This window comes from Streptomyces sp. JLSY215 (assembly GCF_059682825.1).
In genome coordinates, this window is record NZ_CM185022.1 from 9,086,943 (window position 1) to 9,108,763 (window position 21,821).

Sequence of the window (21,821 nt, forward strand, 5' to 3'; positions counted from 1 at the left end):
CCCACCCGGAAAAGAAGCCCCCACGCCCCGTGTACCGGCCACGTGCGTGGGGGCGTACGTCCGCGATCCTGCCCTTTCGGCAGCGGATGGCCGCCGGACTCCTTGCCGTCGCGGCTGGCGGATTCGTGACGGTCCTGCCATGCGCTGATCTGTAGCGGCTCGCGGTGCGGCAGGGCGCTTGCGACGCTCGCGTGAAGCAGCGGAGCAACCTCCGGGGACGTGACGGGGACGGCGCCGAGGCAGCCTTCCGCCTCGGCCCGTAGCGCTGCGGCGAGGCTGCCGCATGCCGCGACACCGGGGAACAGGAGAACGGGATCAGGAGGGGGAGGCGCGGCTGCTGATTGTGCCCGCGCACCGGATTCCCGGGCGAGCGGCCCCGACGGACCCCGTCTCACGACGTCCGCACGGCTCGTCCGACGTGACAAGCACCGGACTCGGTGGTCCGAGGGTGCCTAGCACCGGACTCGGTGGTCCGAGGATGCCTAGCACCGGACTCGCTGGTCCGAGGATGCCTGGCCATCGCCCGACCCGGCTCCGCTTGACCTTGACACCGTGACAAGGCCTTCACTGTCGCCAAGGAGGTGGTTCTCATGACCATGTCGAAAGAGGACACGAACACGATGCGCGCTCTCCAGGCGCTGGAGAACAGCAGCTCGTCGGTCCGGCTGCAGGCGGCGCTCGCGGTCGGCACGGCCCCGGACCCGGGGTTCGTCGGCAAGCTCGTCGAGCGATGCGCGATCGAACCCGAGTTCTACGTGCGCGAAATGCTGACGTGGGCACTCACCCGCCATGCGGCATCGATAACGGTCCCGGTGCTTCTCGACGAAGTCCGCTCGGAGCGTGCGCAGGCACGGAGCCAGGCGTTGCACACGCTGTCCAAGATCGGGGATCGGCAGGCGTGGCCGGTGATCACACCGGCGCTGCTGTCCGACGCCGACGAAGAGGTGGCCCGGAGCGCCTGGCGGGCAGCGGTGGTGCTCGTACCCGAAGGCGAGGAGCGCGAGTTGGCCGTAGTGTTGGCGACGCAGCTCGGGCGCGGCGAACGCGAGACGCAACTGAGCCTCAGCCGGGCGCTGATCGCGCTCGGTGAGGTGATGTTGCCGACACTGGGCGCCGCGACGACGGATCCCGACCCTCGCGTGCGCGCGCACGCGATCGCCACGGAACGGCTGTGGCGCGACCCGGATGCCGGATTCGAGTTCGCGATCGAAGAGGCGAAGCGCGTCGTAGCCCTCGGCGGGGGCGGCCAGGAGGGGCAGTAAGCAGTGTTGATCGGTGATGTCGCGCGACGGTCCGGGGTCAGCGCCCGCATGCTCAGGCATTACGAATCGCTCGGCCTGGTGCGGCCAACGGGACGTACCGACTCCGGCTATCGGGAGTACTCCAGCGAGAACATCCGGCGCGTCTTCCACATCGAGAGCCTGCGGTCATTGGGGCTGTCGCTGCGCGACGTCGGGCGCGCGCTCGATGACCCCGGCTTCGCGCCCGCGGAGCTCGTCGACGACCTCATCCGCCAGACGCGAGAGCGCATCGCAGCGGAAACGGAGCTGCTCACGCGACTCCGTCGGATCGGTGCCGCGGAACCCGCCGGCTGGGAGGATGTCCTCCAGACCGTCGCGCTCCTCCAGGCGTTGCGGTCGAAGAGCGCGGGGGCGCGGCAGCGCGCGGCCCTGTCCGCGGTCGAGGACGTTCCCGCACCGGTGGAAGCACTGGTCGAGGCCGTGCTGAGCGAATCGGACCCAATCGTCGCCGGAGCCCTTCGCTGGGCTCTGGCGCACTCGGGCGAGGGTGGGCTGGTACCGCTGGCGAAGGGCCTCGGCTCACCCGCGGCCGAGGTACGGAAGCGTGCCGTCCAGTCCATCGCCGAGCTGCCGAACGCCGAGGCGACCGCACTGCTGCAGGACGCCCTCACGAACCCCGACATCGTGGTCCGCAGATACGCGGCTCTGGCGCTCGGGACACGTGGAGTGGCCGACGCGGTCCCGACGCTCGTCGACATGATCGTCGAGGAGACGAAGGACGTCGACGCCGCCGATGCATTGAGCGCGCTGGCGAATGATCCCGCGTTGGCGGATCAGATCGCCACGAGGCTCGTCAACTGCCTCACCCACGACACCATGGGATCGTCTGCACGCCGACGGCTGACACAGGCGCTCGCGGACATCCCGGGGGTCACGACGTCCCGTGCCCTCGCAGAACTGTCACATGATGAAGACCGTGCCGTTGCGCTCACCGCGACCTACATTCTCACGCTACGCAACGCACGGTAGCGATTCTCTCCGGGGGCGCTGTGTGCGCTTGGGGCCTGGTTGATCAATCTTCCATGGCAGCCGGAAAAGGGCGGAGGGCGGAGGGCGGTGAGGCGGCGCCGGGGAAGACTCAGCGGGATGTCGTCGCCACCAACTTCCGCCGCCCACAAAGCTGTTGGCGTCAAGGTCAGTCGACGGGTCGGTGGGCAGGGCAAGGAGAGCGAGGCAAGTGGGACAAATACGCGCAATGCCTGGGAGCTTCCGCCTGCTTGGCGAGAGACAGTAGCGGGCAGGGGCGTACATGACGAACCCGCCTTACCGCCGAACGGTGCCCCACCAGAGACATCCACGGCGCGCCACGTGCAAGATGCACGCCCATCCGCTACCTCAAGAGCCATGGACCCCACAGCCCTGGCGAAGAACACCCACGACGCCGACCACAAGCGCCCCGCCGCGGGAGCATCCACGCATCGCCGTCGCGTATCTCCACTCATCACGGCCGCCCTGATGGCCATCGCACTCTCGCTTGGAGCAGCCTCTACCGCATCCGCAGATATCGGCCCCAACGGCGCCAGCGACGAAACGAACCTCGGCGCCCTGGTCGGACTCGGCATCTGAAGGGCCTCTTGCTGGGCCGGACCGGCGAACGGTCGACGCCCAGCGGGCCCGCGTCTGTGTACGGGGTCTGCCACAGCCGCCGGGGGATCCTTCGCTGTCCGTCTCAGGCCGGTGTTGTCAGTCGAGGGGGCCGTTCGCGAAAACTGAAGGGGCTGAAGGTCAGCCCTGGAGGGCAGGCGCCGCGCCAGGCCCCCGCGAGGTGACGTGCGACGTGCACACCGCCCTCCTCAGTTGCGGCCAGCAGGTGCAGCAGCTCGTTCGCCGTACGTGCGGTTGGGCCGCCGAAGGTTGAGCACGCCGGCGTGCTCGCCTTGAGCAGTGACGGCCCGCAACCCGCTGGCCTGGAATGATGTCCCCATGGAAACCGGTTTCCCGTGGGGCTCCACACCAACCGTCGATGTCAGCCTGTGGCGCTCCGATGCCATCGTGTTGTTCGACTGGCTGAACAACACCGACCTGAACACGGTCCCGATCACGCATCCGGCTCAGAAGCAGGCGCTCGCAGACCTGCTGGCGCGCCTGGAGGACGAGGACGTCAGTGATGCCACGGCGGAGGAGATCGCCGCGGCCCAGAATGAGGTGGCCAAGGATATGGGCTGGTAGGACGCCCGCGGCGATCAAGCTTCGATGGCACGGACTCACAATTCCGGAGCATCGGCTCTCCGTAGCGCTTCTTCTCCCGCTTGAGCGACGGCCGCAGCAACTCGATGACCTGGGTGACGAGGTCCTTCTCGAACGGCTTGGACACGAATCCCTCGTCCGTGATGAGCAGGATTCCCTCGCGCCGGGCGACCAAGTCGGCGTCGGCTTCGAGCATCGCCGCCAACACCTCGCGCTCGCCGATCTTCGGGTTGGCCAAGGCCCACATGATCGGCATCCCGGTCGCAGCGCATACCAGGTAGAGCCGCAGACCCCAGAAGAAACGCGAGTGGGACGCGGCAGTAGCCGTAGCCGGCCCAGCCCGCCACGCTCGAACGCTGGACGGTCGGGTGCTACATGCCGCACGGCACCGGGGTGGAGCCGGCGATCCATACCGTGTCGGTCCAGAAGTCACTGTCCATGGCGAGGTCTCGGATCGTGCGCTTGAGCAGCGGCAGTGCGGCCTTCAATCGCTTGTGGTAGCCGGGCCGTTGGGGCAGGTACGGGAACATGTCGGTCAGGTGCTTGTTCGCGTAGTGCAGCCACCGGGCCTCCGAGTGGTACCCGAGCAGGGCCTGGGCCACAGCAAGACAGACGAGTTCGGAGTTGCTGAGCAGCGGCGGTCTACCGAGGCGCCGGGTTCCTCCAATTTCGTCGTCGATCTTTACGTAGAGTGCGGTCAGGAGGGTGTTCAGCTCTGTCGTCACACACGGATCGTGGACGCCCTCTGCTCGCTCCGGAGGCCAAACCGCAGCGCCAGCGGCGTTGCGCTCGACGGCACTGCGTAGCCATTGCAGAATCGAGGTCGGCACCAAGGTGGAGGCCGCAGTGAAGTGCCCTGACATGTCGCGCGGTTCGCGCCTGACCGCCCATAGCGCTGTCTCGACATCCCTGGCCTTGTGCAGTGATCGCACCCTGCGCGAGCTCGTGGACGCGGCCGTGCCGATCGGATCCGGCATCGGCGGGAAATCGGCCTTGCTGGAGGTCGCCGGTACCCCGGTCTTCGTGAAACGGGTACCCCTCACCGATCTGGAGAGGCAACCTGAGCACGTCCGGTCCACGGCGAATCTGTTCGATCTGCCCGTCTTCTGCCAGTACGGTATCGGCACCATCGGCGCGCCGGGCTTCGGGGCCTGGAGGGAACTCGCCGTGCACACCATGACGACGAACTGGGTGCTCGCGGCGGAATACGAGGGCTTCCCCCTGATGTACCACTGGCGGGTGCTGCCCGACTCGACGCCCCTGCCCGAAGAACTGGCCGACATCGAACGGGCCGTCGCCTACTGGGGCGACGGATCGCAGGTGCGCAACCGGATCCTGGCTCTCCAGCAGTCCTCGGCGAGCGTCGCGCTGTTCCTGGAGTACATCCCGCAGAACCTGCACCAGTGGCTGGGCACCCAGGTCGAAGCAGAAGACCAAACCGCCAACCGGGCCTTTGCCATGGTGGAGAGGGAACTGGCAGCCGGCACCTCCTTCATGAACAGCCGCGGGCTCCTTCACTTCGACGCGCACTTCGAGAACATCCTGACCGACGGTCGGCGCCTCTACTTCGCGGACTACGGCCTCGCCCTGTCCTCCGGGTTCGAGCTGTCGCAGGACGAGGTCGACTTCTTCGACCGGCACCAGACCTACGACCGCTGTTACACCGCCACGTATCTGGTGAACTGGCTGGTCACCGCTCTGTACGGGTACCAGAGGGAGGACCGGGAGGGCCGCTACGCGCTGGTGCGCGCCTGCGCAGAGGGCAAGCGCCCCACAGGAATCCCAGAGGAGGCCGCGGCGATCATCGCCCGGCACGCGCCGATTGCCGCAGTGATGTCCGACTTCAACCGCAAGTTCCAGCGCCAGAGCAGGCAGACCCCATATCCACTGGAGGAGATCCGCCGGCTTGGCGGGATGTACGCTCCTCCATTTACTGACGGACGCCTGGAGGCCGGTGCTCGACATGGATTAGTCACCCTACGTCGGCCTCCAGCAGCACCCCAGGGCACGACGCTGGCCTGACCACACGCGCACTCGACATCCACCCCGCGCAACAGCTCGGACAACGGAACTACTCGTCTAGTGGCCGCCAGTGGCCACTAACGGTGAGTGGGTGACTGTGTCTCAGTTCATCGTGTCCACGGGTGCGAAGCCCCCCGTGAGATCCGACGGGAGAGGTTCCGGCGCCCGGTTCCGAGGAGCGACTACCAGGTGCGGACGTGGTCAATGACGAGGTAGGACCGGCTCGCCGTCAGAATCCAGCGGAAGTTTGGAATTACTCGTCGGCCGGCGGGTTGTCGGCAGGTCTCGGGAACGCCGGATCGGGGAGAAGAGCAGGATCAGTGCGGCGAGCGGGACCCCCGCTGTCGTGATGGCCATGGCGGCGCGGAGGCCGAGTGCGGTTCCGAGTGTGCCGCCGAGCAACGCTCCGATGGGGATCGTTCCGTAACTGAGGAATGCCGTGCTTGCGGTGAGGCGACCGAGGAGATCCGGCGGGCAGTAGCGTTGCTGGAAGCTCGCCTTGATGGTGTTGCCGGCCACGACGCCCGCGGAGACGCTGAAGCCGCCTGTCACAAAGAGCAGGACCCCGGCTCCGCCGACGGTCAGCGGGATGAGTAGAGCGAGCATGGGAAGTCCCAGCTCGAACAGCAGTGTCGCGCGGGCTGTGCCGATCCGGTCGGCGACCCGGCGTGCGGCGAATGCCCCGGCCACGCCTCCGGCGCTGGTGGCCGCGATGAGCGCGCCGACCGTGCCCGGGGACAGGCCGACGCTCCTGACCAGGAAGACGACCTGGATTGACTGGTATCCCATAAGGGCCAGGTTGGAGGCGGCTCCGAAGAGTGTCAGCGTGCGGAACCAGGGGTCGAGGGCGATCAGCCGCAGGCCTTCGCGGACCTCACCGACCAGCGCTTTGGGGCGATGTCCGGCTCCGGTGACGCCCGGCTCGCGGTGCCGGATGCCGGCGAGGCAGAGGAGGGAGACGAGGAATGTCGCGGTGTTGGCGAACATTCCGTTCACCGCGCCCGCCAACTGTGCGATCAGGCCGCCGGAGCCGAGCCCGGCAATCTGCGCGGTGGACGCGCTGCCATGCAGTTTGGCGTTGCCCTCGGGCTGGTCATCGGGTTCCAGAATGCTGGGGAGATAGGCGCTGTAGGCGGTCTGGAAGAACACCGCTGCCGTGCCCGCCAACAACGCGACGGTCAGCAGCAGTCCGATACTCAACCAGCCGGACCACGCGGTGACCGGGACGCAGGCGAAGAGTAAGAGGGAGATTGCGGCGGCGGCCAGCATGATCGGTCTGCGCCGCAGTCGGTCCACCCAGACACCGACCGGGAGACCGATGACCATCCAAGGGGCCCAGGTGGCGGCGCTCAGCAGGCCGACCTCGAACGTGCTGGCGTGCAAGGTGGAGACGGCCACCAGTGGCATCGCCACCCCGGTGACGGACGCGCCGAACTTGCCGGCGGTCTCGCCGCACCACAGCAGACGGAAATCGCGGTGGCGGCGCAGGAGGCCACCGCGTATGCCCTGGCTCATGCGGTTGCACGCTTCTTGCGGGGGAAGGACTGGAGCTGCACGACGACGGGGCACGCGTCCGGGGCGGGTTCGGCGTCCGGGGCAGGGGTATGGCGGGCGATGACGGCCATCAGCTCCGCGTTGAGCGCTTCCAGCTGATTCGGGGTCATCCGCAGGTCACGCCAGTCCGAGATCGTGCCGGCGCTCCGCCACCTGTCGTCCCAGTCCTCGCTGACATAGTTCACGACCCGGCTGAAGTAGTTGTGCACCAGTTCATGCAGGTAGACCGACAGTGCGCCCCGGGTTGCGGGATCGTCGCGGAAATCGGCCGTGTTCAGCTCATTCGTGACACCGACCCTTCTCCACCAGCGCTCGCGTTTCGTGCCCCGTCCGATTTCTTCCTCGATGAAGCCGTGCTCGGCGAGGTGGCGCAGGTGCCAACTGATGGTGCCGGTGTTCTCCCCGAGGCGTTCGGCGAGCAGGGTGGCGGTGGCGGGGCCGTCCAGACTGAGCAGTTCGAAGATGTTCATCCGCAGTGGATGGGCCAACCCCCGCAGGCTGCGCGCATCAATGCGCCGAGTGGGCTTGGCGGGTTGTGGTACGCGTGCGGGTTCTTCAGACATGGCAGCAGCGTATGTTGCAGAGGGTTCTCTGCAACGGATCCTCTGCAAAATTCCGCCACGGCTCGGCGTTGAGTCGTGGCGGCCGTCCGCCGGTCCTGCCGCGGGTGGGACCGGGTTTGGCCGGAGGCCACCTGGAAGTGCTGCTGCCGGCTTTGTTCACGGGCCACGGTTCTGGCACACATTCCGTGAAGCGCGCACGTTGAGTGACAATTGCTGGTCCAGCGGGATCTCTGGAAGTTGCGCGAAATTGACAGCCCCCGGCCGGCCCTGGTGCTACCCGACCCGCGCCCTCCGCCACTCCACTTCCTCGGCAGCCATCGGGGCCTGGATGCTGTATACGTCGCCGACCCGCAGATTGTCCGGCGTGCTGTACTCACCGTAGGTACCGATGACGGAGACAGCCACTCGGGAATCGGGCTGCCAGAAAGTTCGGAAGTACGGGGCGTTCGCCGGGATTTCCGGGATCTCCAGAAGGGGGACGCCGCGTCGCTTCAGTAGGCTTTGCAGCTTTTCGAACCGAAGCCTGGGGGTGAACCGCCCGTACCGGGCGCGGAGCGTCTCGTTGACGAGGGTGCGGTCCTGGTACGCGAGCCTGTGCACCTGCAGGGTGAAGTGGTTGCCCGACCAGGGGTGGTCGGCGCACGCGCGGTCCCAGTAGAACTCGGCCAGGCCGTAGTCACGGCACATGCTGCGGTCGCCGAAGGTGTTCTCACCGAAGTTCGACCCCAGGACCCTGGTGACGCGGTCGGGAGAGTCCGCGGGGCTCACGCCGAGCAAGGTGCCGGTAGTGACGACGTCCACATAGAACGCCAGGGAGTACGGGGTCAAAGGCTGATCCTCAATCGGGGCGGCCTGGTCGGCCTGGCGGGAACCTTACTCCACCCCGGACGCTTCACCACTCCCGGAACCTCCAGGCCCCGTGCCCCACACGTCGCCAGTTTTGTTCTCGTCCATCCCGCTCACCGAACGCCTGCGAATGCGACCTCGTGGGGGCCGAGGCGAGCGCCCATCCGTCACACAACGTGCGCGCTTCACGGAATGTCAGAACCCGGGCCACGGCGACGGTTGTTCACGGGCCCGGGAGGCACCCCGATCCATGCTCGGGTGATGTTCACGAGTCTTGGCTCTGGATCAACTTCCGTGGTGTGTCTACGCTCTGTGACTGTTGATCTTGGTGGCGTCTTGCGGGAACTCGTCTGTTCGGCGGGAATGTCATAGGCGTGGTCTAGCCTGCCGGACCATGGATCTTGATCTTGCGGGGCGGCGCGCGTTGGTCACGGCGAGCAGTGGGGGCATCGGTGCGGCGGTGGCCCGGCGACTGGCCGATGAAGGGTGTGCCGTTTTGGTGCATGGCCGCGACCCAGTGCGTGCCGACGAGGTGGCAGCGGAGCTGAGCGTCGCCGGCGGAGTGGTGGACGTCGTGCTGGGTGACCTCACGGATGACGATGCCGCCGGTCAGGTGGCCCAGCGCGCTCGTGAGTGGGGTGTGGAGGTGCTGGTCAACAACGCCGGTCCGTTTGTCGAGCATGACTGGGAGACTGCGGGGCCGGCCGCATGGTTGGAGGCAGTGAACGGCAACGTCGTATCGGCAGTGCGGATGATCCGAGCCCTGGTGCCTCAGATGCGTGAGCGCGGATGGGGTCGGGTTGTCAATGTGGGCAGCCGGGCCGCGACGACTCCGTTGCCGAACATGGTTGAGTACTCGGCGGCGAAGGCCGCGGTGGTCAACATGACCACCAGCTTGGCCCGGCATCTGGCCGGATCGGGTATCACGGCGAATACCGTGAGCCCTGGGGTGATTGTCACCGACGGAATGCGGCAGATGTTCGAGGATGGGGCGGCTGCGCGGGGCTGGTCGGGGCAGTGGGCGGAGCTGGAGCCGCTGGTCGTAGCCGAGTACGCGCCGAACCCGGCCGGGCGGCTGGGCACTGCGGAGGACATTGCGGCAGTCGTTACGTTTTTGGCCAGTCCGCTGGCCGGCTACATCAACGGGATCGACCTGCGCGTCGACGGAGGCATCGCCTTGGTGCCGTAACGGCTTCCTTGGGGCCACGTTCGCTGACCTCCGCGGACGCGAGGCCGCCGCGCCGAGCGGGGACTTGATGCAGGACAGAGGTCGGGCAATCGGCGGTGGGCGTTACGACAACAGGACGCGTTTCCGGAGGAGTTGGAAGCCGGCTCGGCCGGACATCTGGCGCTTGAGCATCTTAAAAGTTACGTGGAATCTGCCGGGGTGATCATGTTTCCCCGGTGTAGCCACGAACTTGGGAGACGGCTTGAGCGCCGCTGTGGGAGTGACGGAGAAGTGGCCGGTGCTGGGCCGCCACGAGCAGGCAGCTGGCTGGCTGCAGGTGTGGTGCGATCTTGGTCGTGCGCCTCGGACGGTCGATGCCTACGCCCGCGGGCCGGCCGAGTACCTGGTGGTGTGCGAACGAGAGGGGGTCGCCCCACTCGCTGCCAGTGGGTCTCATAATTCCCTCTATGTAAGGGAGTTGACTGCGGCCGAACCGTCGGGGCGTGAACGTGGTCTCGATCGATTCGGGGTCGGGTCTGGCGAACGCCACGATCCAGCAGCGGCTAGCGGTTAGCGGCTGGTGCCGGTGCGGTTGTTCTACGACTTCCTGATGGAAGAGGGACTGCGGGAGTCCAATCCGGTGGGCCGGGGCCGTTATACGCCGGGCCGTCGTTGGGGTGGGCACCAGCGTGGCCTGGTGCCGCGGCTGACGAAGCTGCCGTGGATTCCCAGCGAACGGCAGTGGTTGGGAGTCTTGGAGGTCGCGCGGGGCGAGCCGGTCCGCAACCGGGTGATGCCGGCCCTGGCCTACGATGCCGCGCTGCGGCGCGAAGAGCTGTGCTCGCTGCGGACTGATGACCTGGATCCGGCTCACCGTACGTTGCGGGTGCGCGCGGAGACGACGAAGAACCGACTGGAACGGGTGGTGCCGTACTCGGCGTCGACCGGAGTGCTGATGTCGGCCTACCTCGCCCACCGGGCCACGGTCAGCCGGGCGAGAGGCCCGCTGTTCCTCTCCGAATCACGGCGCAACTACGGCCAGCCGCTGAGCCTGTGGACGTGGTCGAAGGTGATACGGCGGATCGCCGTGACGGCCGACGTCCCGCAGTTCTCCACGCACACCACTCGGCAACCTGTGTCTGACCGATCTGGCCCGGATGGGCTGGGAGTTGCACGCGATCGCATCCTTCGCCGGCCACCGTCACACCGACTCCACACTTCAGTACATCCATCTGTCCGGCCGGGACCTGGCCGACAAGCCCGCCCGCGGTATGGAGCACATCCACGCGTGGCGAATAGAGGCGCTCACCTCCTCGAACGGCACGTCGCCGGAGGTGGCACGGTGAGTACATTTCGGCTGGCCCTGCCTGCGGAGAACAGGCCCGACCGCTGGTCCTGGCCGATCATCCCGGACCACTACGCCACTGCTGTCGAGATCCGGCCCGCCGAGGCACTGGCAGTGAGCGAACTCGGGGTGCGGAATCTGCGCCGGCTCAAGGACCACGACCCGTCCGCTGCCGGCTGGCGGGCGATCCGCCGTCTGCTGGTCCCGCTGGAGGCAGTCAACGCCGCTCTGGACTCGTCACCCACCCCGCACCGTCGGCGCGCCATGCTCGACGTGATCGCTGTGCTGCTGACACGTTGCGCGGAGACCGGCCGAACCTTTTGGGGATGGACCCCGCAGGAGTGGATCCATCTGCTCGGCCGCAATCAGACCGAGTTCCACCAGCACGCCCCGGGCTGGGTCAACGACGAGGTCCGCCCCTCTCTCGCCGCGCACGCCTACCTGTTGGGCTCCTTTAACGAATTCCACCGACTCGGCAGCTTCCAGCGACTCACCCTGTCCTGGCGGATCTTCGGACGCGGCCTGGTGAGCAGCGAGATCGCCCGCATCCGCGCGGTCCTCGCGTCCAGGGGCTATCAACTGGGGCGGGACGACGACACGCTGCTGCCGATGGCCGTCTGCCAGCTGCTTCTCCTCAACCGGAGCCCGCATCTTGAGGATCTCGACACTTCGCTGTTCGACCGGGTCCGGCGCGAGGAGATGCTGGCCGGCTCACAGCGCTCCACGCTGCATGCCGCGCGGCGGGCGATTGCCGAACTCGGTTTCTGTGATCCTCCGCAGCCCATCACTGGCCGCCAGTCGGTACGGGCGACCGGCGGCGCGAAGACGTGGGAACAATGGGTCGATCGCTGGTATGCCACCTCTACGCTCACCCCGGGCGTCCGCGGCGCCATGCGTTCCGCCCTCCTCAGGGTGGGCCGGTGGATAGCCGCGGAACAGCCCGACATTGCTGACCCGACAGACTGGACGCGGCAGACCTGCGCGACCTGGATCGCCGCAGTGGACCGGATGAGGGTCGGTGACTACGTTCAGCGGACGGCTGGCCTGGGGGACCGTCTCGGCAAGCCTCTCGAAGCGGCGACCAAGGCCGGGCAGATCACCGAGCTGCGGACGTTCTTCAGGGACTGCCAGGAATGGGAGTGGCTGCCCCGCAGCTTCGACCCACTGCGCGCGCCGGCGATCCCTCGCAGCATCAAAGCCCTCCTCGGCCCCGACCCGCGGGTGATCGCCGATGAGGTCTGGGCGAAGCTTCTGTGGGCGGGTTTGAACCTGGAAGCCGCTGATCTCCCACAGTCCCAGGCCGGGCAGTTCTACCCCTTCGAACTGGTCCGGGCGGTCACACTGACCTGGTTGTTCTCCGGTCAACGCAGCAACGAGATCGCGCGGTTGAGGGTGGGCTGCATCCGTTGGCAGCACGACGGCGTCCCCATCACCGGTGACTCACAGCAGGTCCTAGCCCGCGACACCGTCTGTCTCCTCGACGTCCCGCCCCACAAGACCGGCACAGCCTTCAGCAAGCCGGTCGACCCGATCCTCGGCCAAGCCGTCGACGCCTGGCAGGCCATCCGACCCGACCAACCGAAATTCACCGACCGCCGCACCGGCGAGCGCGTTGACCTGTTGTTCGCCATCCGGGCCCGGCGCGTTTCCACGCACTACATCAACAACACGGTCATACCGATGCTCTGCCGCAAGGCCGGCGTCCCTGCCGCCGACATCCGCGGCAACATCACCAGCCACCGCGCCAGGTCCACCATCGCGAGCCAGCTCTACAACGCCAAAGAACCGATGACGCTGTTCGAACTGCAAGCCTGGCTCGGACACCGATCACCTCAATCCACCCAGTACTACGCGAAGTTCACACCGAACACCCTGTCGAAGGCATACTCCGAAGCCGGCTAATTCGAACGGAACGTCCGCACCATCGAGGTCCAGGTCGACCGCGACGCAGTCGCCTCCAGCGCCGCCTCGGCTGGCGAACCCTGGCAGCACTACGACCTCGGCCACGGCTACTGCACCTACACCTTCTTCGAGCAGTGCCAGCACCGCATGGCATGCGCACGCTGCGACTTCTACACCCCCAAGGACTCCACCAGAGCTCAACTCCTGGAAACCAAAGACAACGTGCAGAGGATGGCCGTCTCCATCCCACTCACCGATGACGAACAAGCGGCCGTCACCGACGGCCAGAGCGCGCTCGACCGGCTCCTCAACAGACTCGCCGACACCCCCACCCCAGCTGGCCCCACACCCCTACAAATAGGCATCCCAGCCCGGGCAACCGTGCTGCCGGTCGTCGAGATCCAACGGACGCCAACGTGATCAGCGGACCCTCATCAGCCCAGCTGATGACGAACGAAAGCTGGATGGGGATCCCCGACTTCGATGCTGTTCTCGTCGAGGCCGTTCGCGATGCAGAAGCGACCCGCATCGAAGGCGAACTCCACAGCGATGGTGCCATCGGCCAAGTCCTGGCCTGACGGGCGCCACTCAAGCAGTGAAGCTTCGCGGAGTTCCTGGCCGACGAACGGCTTGAGCCGTTCGTCGGCACTGGACCACGCGGGCGTGAACTCGGACCACTGCCAGTCGGTGATCCAGTGGTTGGCGTTAAGCATTGACCGACGTCATGGACGCCGTTGACGGCGGGCGTTCCCGCCGGTTACCCGTGCTTGTCCGGTTCGGCGTCGGCGAAGGCGCGGTATCCGCCGAGGTCTCGGGCTGGGCGAGGACGTCGCCGCGGTGTACGACTCGGACCGGCCCCGGGGCCATCATCGGATGCTGATCCGCCGGCGTAGCGAGGTCGTGCCGGACATTCGGCAAGACCGCCGTTGTCGTCATCACCGCGAAGTCCGCCGGGCGCAAGGTCTTCGGCCTCGCCACCGCAGGCGTCCGTCTCGCTTGACCTCTTGCGCGTCAGTCCGGCAGCCAGTGCAGCTCGTGCGCCAGGGTTTTGGCGACGGCACGGATGCGGCGGTGTAGTGGCGACTGCTCGCGTGGGAGGACCAGGTGGATCGTCAGGCTGGGCGCGCCCCGCAGCGGTCGCCAGGTGAGACCGGCCGGTTGTGCCGTGGCCGCGGCTTCTCCGGCCGGGGCGAGGGTGACCCCGTCGCGCAGGTCGCGCTGAGACATGTCGAAAGAGACTGCGGGCGTGTGGAATCGGGGGTGTGGTCGGGTGTCTCGGAACAGTGCGGACAGCTGATCGTGGATCACGGGGTTGGCCGCACGGTCGGGAAGTCGCAGCGGATACGCGGCCGCGTCGGCGATCTCGATCTCCGGCTGTTCGGCCAGCGGATGGTGCTGCGCCAGCTGGACCCCGATGCGCGCACGCCGCAGCAGGTACCGGCGCACGCCACGGCCCGGCTGTTCACCGCGGGTGATCCCGGCATCGATGCGGCCGTCGGCGACCGCGGGGGAGATCTCCGGTGTCGCCATCGGGACCGCGCCGACCTCGAGTCCGCTGTTGCCGCGAATCAGCCTGTCCACCAGCGCCGGTGCCGTCTCGGCCCCGGCGCTGAGGCTGTATCCGATGCGCAGCGTGCCCAGTTCACCGGCCGCCGCGCTCCGGGCGGTGTCCCATGCCCGGTCCAGCGCCGCCAGCGCGGGCGGCGCGGACTCCGCCAGAGCCGCACCGGCCGTGGTCAGTACGACGCTACGCGTGTTGCGGACCAGCAGGGCCGTACCGAGTTCCGCCTCCAATCGGCGCATCCGGGCGCTGAGTGCGGGCTGCGCGATACCGATCCGGGCGGCCGCGCGGGTGAAGTTCAATTCCTGCGCCAGCACCAGGAAGTACCGCAGGCTCACCGTATCCGGCGCCACGTGCCCTCCCTGCCGATTGATAACGATCCGTTCTGAGCCTATCCCGTACCGGTCTTTCCCTCGACCGCGCATCAAGCCCTAACCTGCGCATATGACGGTTCAACTGACCGCAGTACCCGTCGCCGGGATCGATCGATCTGAGTGTCAATTCGAAGTCGGACGTGTCCGGCCGAACACAGGAGGTTTCCATGGCTAAGGGTTACTGGGTCAGTGTCTACCCCGCCATTTCCGACCCTGAGGGGCTGACTGCCTACGACAAGCTGGCCGGTCCGGCTGTCCAGGCTGGGGGCGGGCGCACCCTGTCCCGGATCCCGTCCCGTGGTGGTCGAGTCGTCGCCCATGAGGCCGGAATCACGCAACGCGCCGTTCTGATCGAGTTCGACAGCTTTGAACAAGCCGTCGCGGCATACGAGAGCGAGGCATACCAGAAGGCGCTGGTGGCCCTCCCCGACGGCGTCGAGCGCGACTTCCGCATCATCGAAGGCATCGACTGACCGGCGGGCCCAGCAATCGCTGAGCATCCGTCACCTGATACGCACACGGTGCTGAACGACGACTCACGAGACGAGTTCGAAGCGATGAGTCCGGCGATGACGGCGTCGCGGTCGCGGTCGATGCCTGCGGCGAGAGTGTGGAGGCCGGGCAGGGCGTCTCGCCGAACGGCGTCCAGCCACTGCGGGAGCAGTTCACCCTGGCGTTCGATGAGCAGCCGGGCGAAGGAGCGGACGTGTCCGGTGAGGGCATCCAGTTCGGGGCAGTGGACCAGGACCGCCTTGAGTCGAAGTTGTTCGACCTCGGTGAGGGCGTCGGGGTGGCGGAGTATCCAGCCGGCGACGGTGCGGGGCGATGGCGGGGATGCGGTGATCGGGTCTGTCGAGAGGCGCTTGGTGCGGAAGTAGGCGCGAACTCGCTGATAGCTGCCGGTGTAGCCGAGCAGCACCATCTCCTCATCGAGGACGGACGGGCGGCTCTGCCACTGGCCGCGGAAGAGGTCTTCGGGGGTCGCGGCGTCCGCGAGGCGTTTGACGGTGCGGTAGGTCATGCCGAGCTGCCTTCGATCGAGCGTCGGCTGGGGCCAGCTGCCAGCAGCGCGTGGACGTCAGCGTGACGGTCGCGGGTCCGGTCGGCGAAGCGGTGACCCGATCCCGGAAGACCACCTCGACGCCAGGCCGCTTCGTCAGCCATGCGGCCAGGCTCGACGCCTCCCGGTCGGGAAGCAGGCCTACCGGCCGACGAGTCTCGACATCGACCAGCACGGTGCCGTAGTTGCGACCCTTGCGCGTCGCGTACTCATCGACGCCGACCACCCGCGGGGCCGGTACTTCCGGTTCTGGCAGGGCGTCGACCAGCCGCAGCGCCGCGCTGCGGCTCACGGACACCCCGAAGGCGCCAGCCCGGCCGGCCAGCGTGAGACCGACCGCGGCCAGCGTTGAGCGCAGCCGCTCGGTCCACTGGCTGTACCGCCGGGTCAGCCCTCGTACCTGCTCGACGAACGTTCGCCGCACACACGAAGCGAGCGGGCAGGCGAACCGGCGGACCCGCAGACATAACACCACCCGCCGCCCCGCGCTGGGTACATCGGCGGGAAACCGCAGGTAGGAACTGTGAACCGACTCGACCACCTACCGCAGCCCGGACAAGCAGAGCCAGCCGTCGTACTGCGAGCCTCGATCTGTACCGCATCGCCGCTGACGTCCACCGACGGTACCGCCACGTCCACGACCGCCGGAAACAGCAGCTCCTCCAGCTGGAGCACCTTCTCTTCCACGGCCCCGAACTGTCAGCCACCCAAGATCGCCGCAGATCATTTTCAGGCAACGTTCCGCAGGTCGGCAGGACCTCCAGCGGTTACTGACCGCGCCCGCGTCACGGAAGTTGAGCCAGAACCATTTCTCGTGAACAACCACAGGTCCTCGGACGATGAAGCGCCGCCCGAACCAGTGGAGGGGGCCTGCGCCCGCTACGCGATCCGGACGTGTCCGAGGACGAGTAACGTGCGCGGGCCCGTGCGAGCGTGCGGCAGCGGATCAAGGGGTGCCGGCGCGTACGGCGGTGGTCGCCAGAGTGGTGTAGTGCATCGTGAAGCGGCCGCCCAGAGTGTCGATGGCACGGCCGACCGCGCCCAGTATCTCGGCCAGCTGATCGGGGCGAAGTCGGGTGAGGCCGCCGGTAGTGGGGAGCAGGTCCAGCCACTGGTCGCGCGTGTAGGACTGCTCCCAGTCGAATCGCCATTGTTCCGGGTCGTTGAACTGCTCGGTCTCGCGGATCTTGTCGGCGGTCTTCGCGTACCCCGCTTGGTACATCTCCAGCGGACGTCGAGCCGGCTGATTGCTGAACGGGGAGTCGGGAGCCACCCGACGGTAAGCAGCCGCGAACGGCTCGGCCACCTCGGCAGGCGGTTCGAATACGTGCCCGAAGATCGCCAGGCGCCCGTTCGGGCGCAGCACCTGGGCCGCCTTCACGGCGCCGGCGACCGGGTCCACCCAGTGCCACGACTGGGCCGCGATCAAGGCGTCGAACATTCGGCCGGTCGGCTCCCAGGCTTCGAAGGTCGCCACCTCGACCTGCAGGCCGCGGACTTGCGCGAGGTCGGCCATCCGCGCATCCGGCTCGATGCCGAGCACGGCGCAGCCGGCGGCCTGGAACTGACGGGCCGCGATGCCGGTGCCGCAGCCGACGTCGAGCACGTCAGGCCCTGGACTCCCGGCGACGATACGCGCCACTAGGTCATCGGGGTAGTCGGGTCGGGCCTGGTCGTAGCGTTGCGCGTCCGTGCCGAACGATTCGGCCGTCTGCCGAGCCTGATGCGGCTGCGCCGGTTCGGGTAGCTCTCGCGGTAAAGTGGGCATGCGTTCACTCTAGTGGGCGAGCGCCCATATGCCAACGGATGCCAGGAGCCTGGCGCACGAGAGGATCTACAAGTGCCGACCGGGGTACACCTTCGCGACGCGCGGCAGCAACTGTTCGACGCCGCCGAACGCGTGCTGCTGCGAGATGGCCCGAACGGGCTGACCAGCCGGGCCGTCACCGACGAGGCAGCCTGCGCCAAAGGCGTCCTGCACCGGCACTTCACCGACTTCGACGCTTTCCTCACCGACCTCGTGCTCGACCGGGCGGCACAGCTCGAGACGCAAGCGCATGCGCTGTCCGAGACCGTCGGCACCCGCACCGTGGCCGAAAACCTCACCGGCGCGCTGATCACCCTGTTCGGACCGGTTCCCGTGGCGATCATCCCGCTCATCACTTTCCGGGACGAGTTGCGCGCGCGGCTGCGGCAAGCCAGGCCCGGAGGCGGCATCGCGATCCTCGCCCAGGTCGCGACCGCGGTCTCCGCCTACCTGGCCGACGAGCGCGCAATGGGCCGTATCGCGGCCGACGCCGACATCGACTCACTCACCCTCTCCTTGGTCGGAGGCGGGCATCTCCTGTTCGCGGACCGCGACCCCGAGCCGCCGACCACGGCAACCGTCAACAAGCTGGTGACCACGGTGCTCGCCGACGTCGTGCAACGGCGGCCACGCTGAACCTGACTCGCGGCTCGCAACTGTCCGCGCCGACAAGGCGCCTCAGCGTCGGCTGTCGCCGGGCGCGAGCATGCTGGTGAGTGCGGCGATCGCATCGGGGGAGGGCTTGAAATAGCGGCGGACATTCTCCGCCTTCTTGTGCCGGGACCTGGCCATCAGCATCAGCTCGGCCGCGCCCTGCTCGCCCAGATGCGTCAGCCGCGAATGGCATCACTCGTGGGGGTCCCAGCCGGTGCCGGGCCCGGGTAGGGCGAACAGGTCGCGAAGCGGTGAACCGCCGAAAGCCGGGGCGCGTGATCGCGCCCCGGCGTTGTGCGGCAGCGTTCAGCGGCGGAGATATTCCTCAATCAGTTCCGCGCCGCGGACTGCTCCTCCGCTCTCCCTGACGACCTTGCGCATCTGGTCGAGATTGGCGCGCACCGCGTCATCGGCCACAATTCGGTCGACCACGGCACGCAACGACTCGGCGGTCACCGTGGCGGGGTCCAGCCGCTCGCCGAGGCCCAGTTCCTGAACCCGCCCGGCATTGGCGGCCTGCTCGGGCATTTGCGGGACGGCAATCAGTCCCACCCCGTAATACAGGGCCTCCATGGTGGAGTTCATTCCGGTGTGGGAGACGAAGGCGTCAGCATGCTGCAGCACGGCCAGCTGCGGGAAATGCGATCGGACGTCGATGGTCGACGGGATTTCTCCGAGCAGTGCCGGGTCCAGACCACCCACGCTCATGGCCACTTGATAGCGACCGTCACCGAAGGCGTCGATGCAGGTGCGATAGAAATCGGGCCGGTCGTTGAAGACCGTTCCGAGCGAGATGAACAGTACCGGCGCCTCGGGATCGGCGGGCGACCATGGTTCGGAGTGCTCGCGGCTACCCAGCGAGGGGCCTATGAAGTGGAACCGTTCATCGAAGGTGTCGCCCGCCGGCTGGAACTGCCGCGGTATGTACACAAGGTTCAGATCTTCGGTGGCGTTCAGGACGTTCGCCGGGTCGAGCGCGACACCGTGTTCGGCGGTGAATTCCGCACAGCTGGCGGCGAGTTGGGACAGCATGGGGTTCTCGTCGCCGGGTCCCTGCTTCATGACATCGAACAGTGAAAAATTCTCGTTCGACGCGAAGTTGGGAATGGACCGGACTGCCGGTATGCCCAGTTGCTGGGCGACGATCCGGGCCGGCCAGTTGAAGCCGTCGTAACAGATCGCGTCCGGCGTCTCGGCGGCGCAGTATTCCCGCAGCGCCGGGTACACCGCGCGACTCATCTCCGCGAAGAGGAGGCGCATCCAGGCGCCGATGGCTTCGGGACCGAAGTCCCGTGGCGGCGCGGCGAGCAGTTCGGGCGATGCCCGCAGCTCCACCCAGCACGCTCCCGCCTTGGTTACCGCGTCGGCATGCTCCGCGCTGGTGGCGTAGTCGACCCGGTGCCCCCGCCGCACGAGTTCCTCGACCAAGGGCAGTGTGGGATTGACGTGTCCGTGGCCGAAAAGGGTCACGAATAACAAGTGTTTGGCCATGCCCGAGATTCTACCGAGCCGGGATTTCCACGTCGCGCCGGCCTACGAATTGCCGCTTGCCCACCGCGAGTTCAAACCCCGCTGCAGGTAACGCACATGCACGCCCCCGCCTTTGGGAATTGTCATGTCTTCGACGAAATACAGCCGGGCCGTACCGGCCGTCATGCTTGCGCTGCTCTCGGTCCCTCTGTCGGACCGGGGATGCCGGTAAGAGCCGGTAAGAGTCGGTAAGGAGCGTGTCACCAGGCGCAAGGCGGCGGCGCTCGCCCCGGCGCGTAACGTTCGGGCGAAGGGCAGGCGGTACGGCGGCGCGGAGCTGCGCCGCCGGCACCTGAGCCCCCAAGACAGTTCGGCCCCCTCGCGTCGGCGGTCGTTGTCGGTCGTCGGTGTGCTCGCGGGGCGAGGGCAGCGCGAAGTACGTCTCGCGGGCCTCTTTGTTCAGCTCACCGTCGAAGGCGAGGGCCTGCCGCAGCGTGCGGCGAATCGTCTCTTCGGACGGGATGTCCCACCGCTCGTGGGCCTGACGCATGATGTGCCCGACGTACCACCGGGATGGAGCACGGCGCCCTCGAGGGCCGGCCCGAGGGCATCGGTGGGCAGGATCCGTTCCAGGCTGACCGCGACGTTGCAGGCAAGTGCTTCGGAGGCCTCGCGCAGGACGTCTCGTTGCGCTGGCGCAGGGTCCACCGCTTCCGTTTTGACCTGGAGCCTGGTCGAGCCGGCCGACTTCCTGGTCGCGGAAGAAGGGTGATCGACGACATGAGCCACGAGGCCGGGGGGGCCAACGGGGTTACCTCACCCAGGAATTCGGCGTCGGTTCGGGGCTACGGTTTCAGCCAGACGACGCGACTCCTCAGCCGTCCCGTCTGTGATCATCTTCACTTGGTGCGCGCTTAAGCGACGATTCCGGTGCATCTGCAACGAGTGCTCTGTTTGAGGCGTCCGGCATGTAAATTTTCTTGAAGGTGGCGCCGTGGCGAGAAAAATATCCTTCCTGTCGGGCTTCAGGAGGGATCTATTGCGCCCTTCCATCGCGAAACCGGCTCCTCTGGTCTGTGCGCACGTACGGACAGTGCTCCCCAGTCCAAGATCCACTGGCGATACGTTGACGCCACCGAGCGTCCGACTCGGCCGCAGCTTCGAGGGCGCAGCTGCTATCCCGTTCGCGTCCTGCTCGATTCGATCCCTTGAGCAACTGGGCGCGAACACTCCATGCGTACACGCCTCGTGCATGTGCACCGCATCAGAGGATCAATCATGAACGAACCTGTCACCCCCACTCCCGTGACGCCCTTGGCCAGTCAGGGGTACATCCACGAGAAGCTCAGCACGGTGCTGGATGCGCAGCTCGTGCAGAGCGCCGAATGGAAGCAGTTCGCCGACAGCTGGAACAACCTCAGTCAGGACGGCTACATGGCCGATGGCGGCACTTATCGTGAGCGCCGCTATTCGGAGTTCTCGTACGACACCGCCGACGACAGCATGGCCCTCTTGGCACATGTTCCTTACTCGCAGACGACGGAGGTCAATTACCTGAACGGAGGGATCGAGCGGCACTTCGATCCCTTCGAATCCCATGTCGCGGAGGGCCCCGTCCTGCGGTCGGTCTTCCAATGGTGCGCCGGCGCGCTGACGCAGACCGTGGGAGCAGCAGCTACCTGGAAGATTCAGACCTTTCAGAACCGCATCCTGGCCCGGAGCCACGAAGACGGGCAGCCCACGCCCGAGGGGATGCACCGCGACGGCGTCGACTTCGTGCTGACCCTGCTTATCGAACGGAATTCCATTGAGGGCGGAGCCAGCGCGGTTTACGACGCCCAGACGCAAGAGTGCCTCCAGGAAGTTGTGCTGTCCGATCCGGGCGAGTTCCTGTTCGCGGACGACGAGCGGCTCCTGCACAGCGTGACTCCGCTCGTTCCGTCCGTCGCCGGCGGCCAAGGCCACCGGGACGTTCTTATCGCCATGTTCACCCGCACCCAGAACTGA

General features: G+C 67.2%; 19 protein-coding genes and 3 pseudogenes. 12 read left to right on the plus strand and 10 right to left on the minus strand.

Annotation, left to right across the window (positions count from 1 at the left end):
- The first annotated feature begins 590 nt into the window (after nt 1–590).
- The 4 genes from AC5677_RS40255 (at nt 591) to AC5677_RS40270 (ending at nt 3,470) form a co-directional block, all read left to right on the plus strand.
- A complete protein-coding gene (locus tag AC5677_RS40255; RefSeq protein ID WP_497192800.1) occupies nt 591–1,262 on the plus strand; it encodes a HEAT repeat domain-containing protein in 672 nt (223 codons plus the stop codon).
- A 3-nt stretch (nt 1,263–1,265) separates the two neighbouring features.
- Nucleotides 1,266–2,270 carry a HEAT repeat domain-containing protein gene (locus AC5677_RS40260; protein WP_497192801.1) on the plus strand — a complete coding sequence of 335 codons (1,005 nt, stop codon included), beginning with the start codon at nt 1,266–1,268 and terminating at the stop codon, nt 2,268–2,270.
- Between the two features lie 375 nt (nt 2,271–2,645).
- Nucleotides 2,646–2,867, plus strand: coding sequence for a hypothetical protein (locus AC5677_RS40265; protein WP_497192802.1), 222 nt, complete (start codon nt 2,646–2,648; stop codon nt 2,865–2,867).
- Nucleotides 2,868–3,185: 318 nt separating this feature from the next.
- Nucleotides 3,186–3,470, plus strand: a complete 285-nt coding sequence (locus AC5677_RS40270; protein WP_497192803.1) for a hypothetical protein — start codon at nt 3,186–3,188, stop codon at nt 3,468–3,470.
- Between the two features lie 40 nt (nt 3,471–3,510).
- On the opposite strand, the pseudogene AC5677_RS40275 reads toward AC5677_RS40270, so the two are convergent.
- A pseudogene (locus AC5677_RS40275) lies at nt 3,511–4,213 on the minus strand (transposase family protein); the annotation flags it as partial.
- 136 nt (nt 4,214–4,349) lie between these two features.
- Between AC5677_RS40275 and AC5677_RS40280 the strand changes: the two are divergent.
- Complete coding sequence (locus tag AC5677_RS40280) at nt 4,350–5,510, plus strand: BUD32 family EKC/KEOPS complex subunit (protein ID WP_497192804.1); 1,161 nt, start codon at nt 4,350–4,352, stop codon at nt 5,508–5,510.
- 201 nt (nt 5,511–5,711) lie between these two features.
- Here AC5677_RS40280 and AC5677_RS40285 read toward each other — a convergent pair whose 3' ends face one another.
- The 3 genes from AC5677_RS40285 to AC5677_RS40295 all read right to left on the minus strand — a co-directional run bounded on the left by AC5677_RS40285 (nt 5,712) and on the right by AC5677_RS40295 (nt 8,455).
- Nucleotides 5,712–7,025, minus strand: a complete 1,314-nt coding sequence (locus AC5677_RS40285) for an MFS transporter (protein ID WP_497192805.1) — start codon at nt 7,023–7,025, stop codon at nt 5,712–5,714.
- A complete protein-coding gene (locus tag AC5677_RS40290; RefSeq protein ID WP_497192806.1) occupies nt 7,022–7,627 on the minus strand; it encodes an ArsR/SmtB family transcription factor in 606 nt (201 codons plus the stop codon). Before AC5677_RS40290 ends, AC5677_RS40285 begins: the two co-directional genes overlap by 4 nt.
- A gap of 273 nt (nt 7,628–7,900) precedes the next feature.
- Nucleotides 7,901–8,455 carry a hypothetical protein gene (locus tag AC5677_RS40295; protein ID WP_497192807.1) on the minus strand — a complete coding sequence of 185 codons (555 nt, stop codon included), beginning with the start codon at nt 8,453–8,455 and terminating at the stop codon, nt 7,901–7,903.
- Nucleotides 8,456–8,867: 412 nt separating this feature from the next.
- Between AC5677_RS40295 and AC5677_RS40300 the strand changes: the two genes are divergently transcribed.
- The 3 genes from AC5677_RS40300 to AC5677_RS40310 all read left to right on the plus strand — a co-directional run bounded on the left by AC5677_RS40300 (nt 8,868) and on the right by AC5677_RS40310 (nt 13,308).
- Nucleotides 8,868–9,662, plus strand: coding sequence for an SDR family NAD(P)-dependent oxidoreductase (locus tag AC5677_RS40300; protein ID WP_497192808.1), 795 nt, complete (start codon nt 8,868–8,870; stop codon nt 9,660–9,662).
- A 571-nt stretch (nt 9,663–10,233) separates the two neighbouring features.
- Nucleotides 10,234–12,888: a tyrosine-type recombinase/integrase gene (locus tag AC5677_RS40305; protein ID WP_497192809.1), complete on the plus strand. Its 2,655-nt coding sequence runs from the start codon at nt 10,234–10,236 to the stop codon at nt 12,886–12,888.
- Between the two features lie 147 nt (nt 12,889–13,035).
- A complete protein-coding gene (locus AC5677_RS40310; protein ID WP_497192810.1) occupies nt 13,036–13,308 on the plus strand; it encodes a hypothetical protein in 273 nt (90 codons plus the stop codon).
- Between the two features lie 14 nt (nt 13,309–13,322).
- Here AC5677_RS40310 and AC5677_RS40315 read toward each other — a convergent pair whose 3' ends face one another.
- Nucleotides 13,323–13,601, minus strand: coding sequence for a hypothetical protein (locus AC5677_RS40315; protein WP_497192811.1), 279 nt, complete (start codon nt 13,599–13,601; stop codon nt 13,323–13,325).
- A 298-nt stretch (nt 13,602–13,899) separates the two neighbouring features.
- Complete coding sequence (locus AC5677_RS40320; RefSeq protein ID WP_497192812.1) at nt 13,900–14,802, minus strand: LysR family transcriptional regulator; 903 nt, start codon at nt 14,800–14,802, stop codon at nt 13,900–13,902.
- A gap of 188 nt (nt 14,803–14,990) precedes the next feature.
- Here AC5677_RS40320 and AC5677_RS40325 point away from each other — a divergent pair, with 188 nt between their 5' ends.
- Nucleotides 14,991–15,296 (plus strand): DUF1330 domain-containing protein, encoded by a 306-nt coding sequence (locus tag AC5677_RS40325; protein WP_497192813.1) that lies wholly within the window; start codon nt 14,991–14,993, stop codon nt 15,294–15,296.
- A 137-nt stretch (nt 15,297–15,433) separates the two neighbouring features.
- Complete coding sequence (locus tag AC5677_RS40330) at nt 15,434–15,910, plus strand: hypothetical protein (protein WP_497196962.1); 477 nt, start codon at nt 15,434–15,436, stop codon at nt 15,908–15,910.
- Between the two features lie 94 nt (nt 15,911–16,004).
- Here AC5677_RS40330 and AC5677_RS40335 read toward each other — a convergent pair.
- Both AC5677_RS40335 and AC5677_RS40340 read right to left on the minus strand, forming a co-directional pair.
- A pseudogene (locus tag AC5677_RS40335) lies at nt 16,005–16,424 on the minus strand (transposase); the annotation flags it as partial.
- A gap of 405 nt (nt 16,425–16,829) precedes the next feature.
- Nucleotides 16,830–17,651, minus strand: coding sequence for a class I SAM-dependent methyltransferase (locus AC5677_RS40340; RefSeq protein ID WP_497192814.1), 822 nt, complete (start codon nt 17,649–17,651; stop codon nt 16,830–16,832).
- A 72-nt stretch (nt 17,652–17,723) separates the two neighbouring features.
- On the opposite strand from AC5677_RS40340, the gene AC5677_RS40345 reads away from it, so the two are divergent.
- Nucleotides 17,724–18,326, plus strand: a complete 603-nt coding sequence (locus AC5677_RS40345) for a TetR/AcrR family transcriptional regulator (RefSeq protein WP_497192815.1) — start codon at nt 17,724–17,726, stop codon at nt 18,324–18,326.
- 42 nt (nt 18,327–18,368) lie between these two features.
- On the opposite strand, the pseudogene AC5677_RS40350 reads toward AC5677_RS40345, so the two are convergent.
- Together AC5677_RS40350 and AC5677_RS40355 are read right to left on the minus strand one after the other, a co-directional pair.
- Nucleotides 18,369–18,578: pseudogene (locus AC5677_RS40350) on the minus strand (site-specific integrase); the annotation flags it as partial.
- Nucleotides 18,579–18,650: 72 nt separating this feature from the next.
- Nucleotides 18,651–19,835: a macrolide family glycosyltransferase gene (locus AC5677_RS40355; protein WP_497192816.1), complete on the minus strand. Its 1,185-nt coding sequence runs from the start codon at nt 19,833–19,835 to the stop codon at nt 18,651–18,653.
- Nucleotides 19,836–21,092: 1,257 nt separating this feature from the next.
- On the opposite strand from AC5677_RS40355, the gene AC5677_RS40360 reads away from it, so the two are divergent.
- Nucleotides 21,093–21,821 (plus strand): 2OG-Fe dioxygenase family protein, encoded by a 729-nt coding sequence (locus tag AC5677_RS40360; RefSeq protein ID WP_497192817.1) that lies wholly within the window; start codon nt 21,093–21,095, stop codon nt 21,819–21,821.